Origin of the sequence: uncultured Caballeronia sp. (assembly GCF_964243625.1) — a bacterium.
Classification (GTDB): Bacteria; Pseudomonadota; Gammaproteobacteria; order Burkholderiales; family Burkholderiaceae; genus Caballeronia.
The window spans coordinates 1-3,723 of sequence record NZ_CAXTGZ010000590.1; the positions used below are offsets into that span (position 1 = coordinate 1).

The 3,723-nt window shown below is 59.8% G+C and carries 3 protein-coding genes and 1 pseudogene; all 4 read right to left on the minus strand.

The genetic code is table 11. The features are described from left to right. Positions 1–181 (minus strand): annotated as a pseudogene (locus tag ACFFAR_RS27595) (succinate--CoA ligase subunit alpha); the annotation flags it as partial. 126 nt (positions 182–307) lie between these two features. Beyond that, on the minus strand, positions 308–1,489 hold the full coding sequence (sucC, locus tag ACFFAR_RS27600; RefSeq protein WP_368665778.1) for an ADP-forming succinate--CoA ligase subunit beta: 1,182 nt from the start codon (positions 1,487–1,489) through the stop codon (positions 308–310). Between the two features lie 172 nt (positions 1,490–1,661). After that, complete coding sequence (locus ACFFAR_RS27605) at positions 1,662–2,327, minus strand: DUF2889 domain-containing protein (RefSeq protein WP_174365008.1); 666 nt, start codon at positions 2,325–2,327, stop codon at positions 1,662–1,664. 132 nt (positions 2,328–2,459) lie between these two features. Then, a complete protein-coding gene (recX, locus tag ACFFAR_RS27610; protein WP_375508856.1) occupies positions 2,460–3,179 on the minus strand; it encodes a recombination regulator RecX in 720 nt (239 codons plus the stop codon). Positions 3,180–3,723 lie beyond the last annotated feature (544 nt).

The window sequence follows — 3,723 nt, forward strand, 5'->3', positions numbered from 1 at the left end:
CGACGCTGGCGTAAATAGGAATGCCTTCGAAATCTTCGCCCGCGCGTTTCGGGTTCACGCCCGCAACGTATGCCTCACGGCCGTTCGCATACTCGCGGCAAGCGCGGGTGTGGAACTGGCCGGTCTTACCGGTGATGCCCTGGGTAATAACCTTGGTGTCTTTGTTGATCAGAATCGACATGGTGTGACCTCTGTTCGTCAGCGCCGCTTTTCACCCGCGCGCCTTGTTTCAAGCCGCGGCGAGGCGAATAAGCGCCGCCTTTCGTGTCTGGTGGAACGCTCGTAATTGCCGGAAAAATCCTGGCCCTTACTTGCCCTCGGCTGCCGCGACGACCTTCTGCGCAGCTTCTTCCATGCTGTCGGCCGCGATGATCGGCAAGCCTGAATCCGCCAGCATCTTCTTGCCGAGATCTTCGTTCGTGCCCTTCATGCGCACGACCAGAGGAACCTTCAGCGACACAGCCTTCGACGCTTCGATCACGCCTTCCGCGATCACGTCGCAGCGCATGATGCCGCCGAAGATGTTCACGAGGATCGCCTTCAGGCCCGGGTTCTTCAACATGATCTTGAAGGCTTCCGTGACCTTTTCGGTCGTGGCGCCGCCGCCCACGTCGAGGAAGTTGGCGGGCTCGCCGCCGAACAGCTTGATCGTGTCCATGGTCGCCATTGCCAGACCTGCACCGTTCACCAGGCAGCCGATGTTGCCATCGAGCGAGATGTAGGCCAGATCGAACTTCGACGCTTCCACTTCAGCCGGATCTTCTTCGTCGATATCGCGATACGCCACGATGTCCGGATGACGGAACAGCGCGTTTGCGTCGAAGTTGAACTTGGCGTCGAGTGCGATCACCTTGCCGTCGCCCGTGACGATCAGCGGGTTGATTTCGGCGAGCGATGCGTCCGTTTCCCAGAATGCCTTGTACAGGCCTTGCAGGATGGCGCGTGCTTGCGGGATCGATCCTTCCGGAATGCCGATCTTGCGCGAGAGATCGTCGGCGTCCTTGTCCTGCAGACCCGTCGACGGCTCGACGGCGAACTTGTGCAACAGTTCCGGCGTCTTTTCCGCGACTTCTTCAATGTCCATGCCGCCTTCGCTCGAAGCCATCACCACGACTTTTTGCGTGATACGGTCGAGCACGAGGCCGATGTACAGTTCCTTCTTGATGTCCGCGCCTTCTTCGATCAGCAGGCGGTTCACCTTTTGGCCTTCAGGGCCGGTCTGGTGCGTGACGAGCTGCATGCCGAGGATCTGGTTCGAATATTCGCGAACCTGGTCCAGCGTCTTTGCAACCTTCACGCCGCCGCCCTTACCACGACCGCCAGCGTGAATCTGAGCCTTGACGACCCATACCGGGCCGCCCAGCTCTTCAGCGGCCTTGACCGCATCGTCCACCGAGAACACGGGCTTGCCGCGCGGGACCGCGACGCCGAACTTCCGCAGGATTTCCTTTCCCTGGTACTCGTGAATCTTCATGCGTGATTCCTTCAGTCTGAGAGTTGGATTGAACTTCGAATGGTTGAATACGAAGATTTACGCCGAGCAATCTATCCGGCAGCGATGACAAACGTCGCCGGACTCATGCTGATTCTGCTGATCTTGCTGGTATTTCGTGGTCGGCCAGTTCTGGTGAACCTGCTCACGCTGGATTCGCTGAGCTGGCTCAAGTGCGCTCCCGGTCTTTCGGACTGTCCTTTTCCACGATGCGTGCAGTTCCGTCCGGCGCGTTTCTAGGCGCGTGACCGAACCAGCGTGGATAGTGTTGCCGGACAGCGTCGCCGTCGAAACGCAAAGCGTTGCAACGGCCGAGCTGGAAAGGCGGTTTGTCTGTGTCGGCTGCTGTGCTGTTCGCCCCCGAATTGTCCGATGACCGTCCGGGCGAGCCGCCCTTTTCAGTGTTCCATACTTCGCCCGCGAAAGCCTGGATGGCGGCGGTGGGAAGGACGGCGCAGAGTTCGGTGAGGTGCGTGCAACCGGTCGTGCCGGCCAGCAGGCGGCTGGATTCACGACGGAAATTCTGTACGAGATTGAGGCCGATGAGCGCGCGATATGCCGGGTTCGACGCTGAACACAACTGGCCATACGGCGCCCAGTCGGAAGCTGCTTCGGCTTCGACGATAGCGAACGTGCGGTCGATAGTGATGCGCAGCCAGAGTTCATGGATCGGCAGGCCTTGAGGCCGGACGCCCGACGCGAGTTTGACGTCGCGCGGCTTTTCATCAGTTAGGCAGGCCTCTATGTCCCACAAGCCATCGTCACGCTCAAACGCTTCCATTCGAATCGCGCGGCGATGGCGCAACTGACGGGAAACAGGCGGAGAAAGCGGCATGTGTGGAGAAAGGCCGGATGGGAAAACATACGGATTTTACCATACTGAGCATTTTGAGCCGGACCCAGTTGCCGGAAGGCCGGATACTGCTGATTCAGGGCCGCCTTGTGCTGGTTTTGCCGGTTACGAGCGCTATTCGATGCTGAAATCGTCGTCGCTGGCTTTCAGGACTTTCATGATCACGCCGCTTGTGAAACCGCGGGTGGCGAGGAAACGCGCTTGTTTGGCGCGGTCGGCCGGGGTGATTGGCAGCTCGCCGTATTTCTTGCTCCACACGTCGCGGGCGCGGGTGAGTTCGGTGTCTTTTAGCGCTGCGTTTGCGTCCTGGATGAGTGTTTCATCGATGCCATTTCGCTTCAACTCGCTCACGATCCGGCTTGTGCCCAGCTTGGCGCCTCGCCGGTGAACCACGCTCTCGACGAATCGCTCGTTTGAAAGCCAGCCTTCGCGCTCAAGGGCGTCGAGCAGGGTTTCCAGCGAGTCGGTTTCGGTGACGTGCGGGGTGAGTTTGCGCGATAGCTCTGCGCGGCTGTGTTCGCGGCGGGATAGATAGCCGAGCGCTCTGCCGCGCAGCGAGAGTTGTGGGCGTTTGCTTTTAGCGTCACCCGCTGCCGGTGGTTTGCCTCGGCCCGGGGTCCGGCGGGTGTAGACGGAGTCGGCGTCTGAGATTGGGGCTTGCACGCTTGCCGCGCTGCTGGCGACCGGAACGCATTGTTCGAACGGCTCAAAAGGATCGGCGGGTTCGAACTCTCCCGTGATGGCTGCTCGATTGGAACCCGCAGCAGCGTTTTTTGCAGATGCCGCCTGCGTTTGAATAACCGCTCGATCAAGTAAGGCGCGGGCCTGCTTCAATCGATCGTTTGCGTCTGCGGCGTTCGCTTCGGTTTGCTGTTTGGCCAGATCTGCTGCATCGGAATCGGATTTGCCCCCGGTCGATTTCTTGGCAAACCCGCTTCTGCGACTTGTCGCGCGTTCGGTCGACCGTTCGAAAATGTCTTCGCCGTCTGCAGGTTTCGTGGCCGCCTTCCCGCCGAACGATGATTTGCGCCCGCTTGAACCACCGTTTCCGAATTTTTTATCGCTGGAGCGTTCGTAGACGTCGTCCGATTCGCCCGTCGATGCCTTCGCAGTAGACGACCGCCCTAAACCCCCGCCGCCAAACGCGCTGCGTTTCTTCGGAAACGCACGGTCGCTCGACCGCTCGTACACCGGCTCGGCTTCATCCGGCGATACATTTTCGCTGTCAACGGCAACGCTCGCTGCGATGGCCTCCGCTTTTGACGTTCCAGACGAAAGGCTCGAACGGCTTCCGCCTCCGCTTTCGCTTTCGCTTTTGCCGAAGCTGCTTTTCCTGCCGAAACTGCTGCCGCTGCTTTTACTGTTCGAAAAGCTGCTG

What these genes read in the sequence shown, in the direction of transcription:
- ACFFAR_RS27605 (WP_174365008.1), bottom strand. Translation starts at nt 2,327, where the DNA reads ATGCCGCTTTCTCCGCCTGTTTCCCGTCAGTTGCGCCATCGCCGCGCG.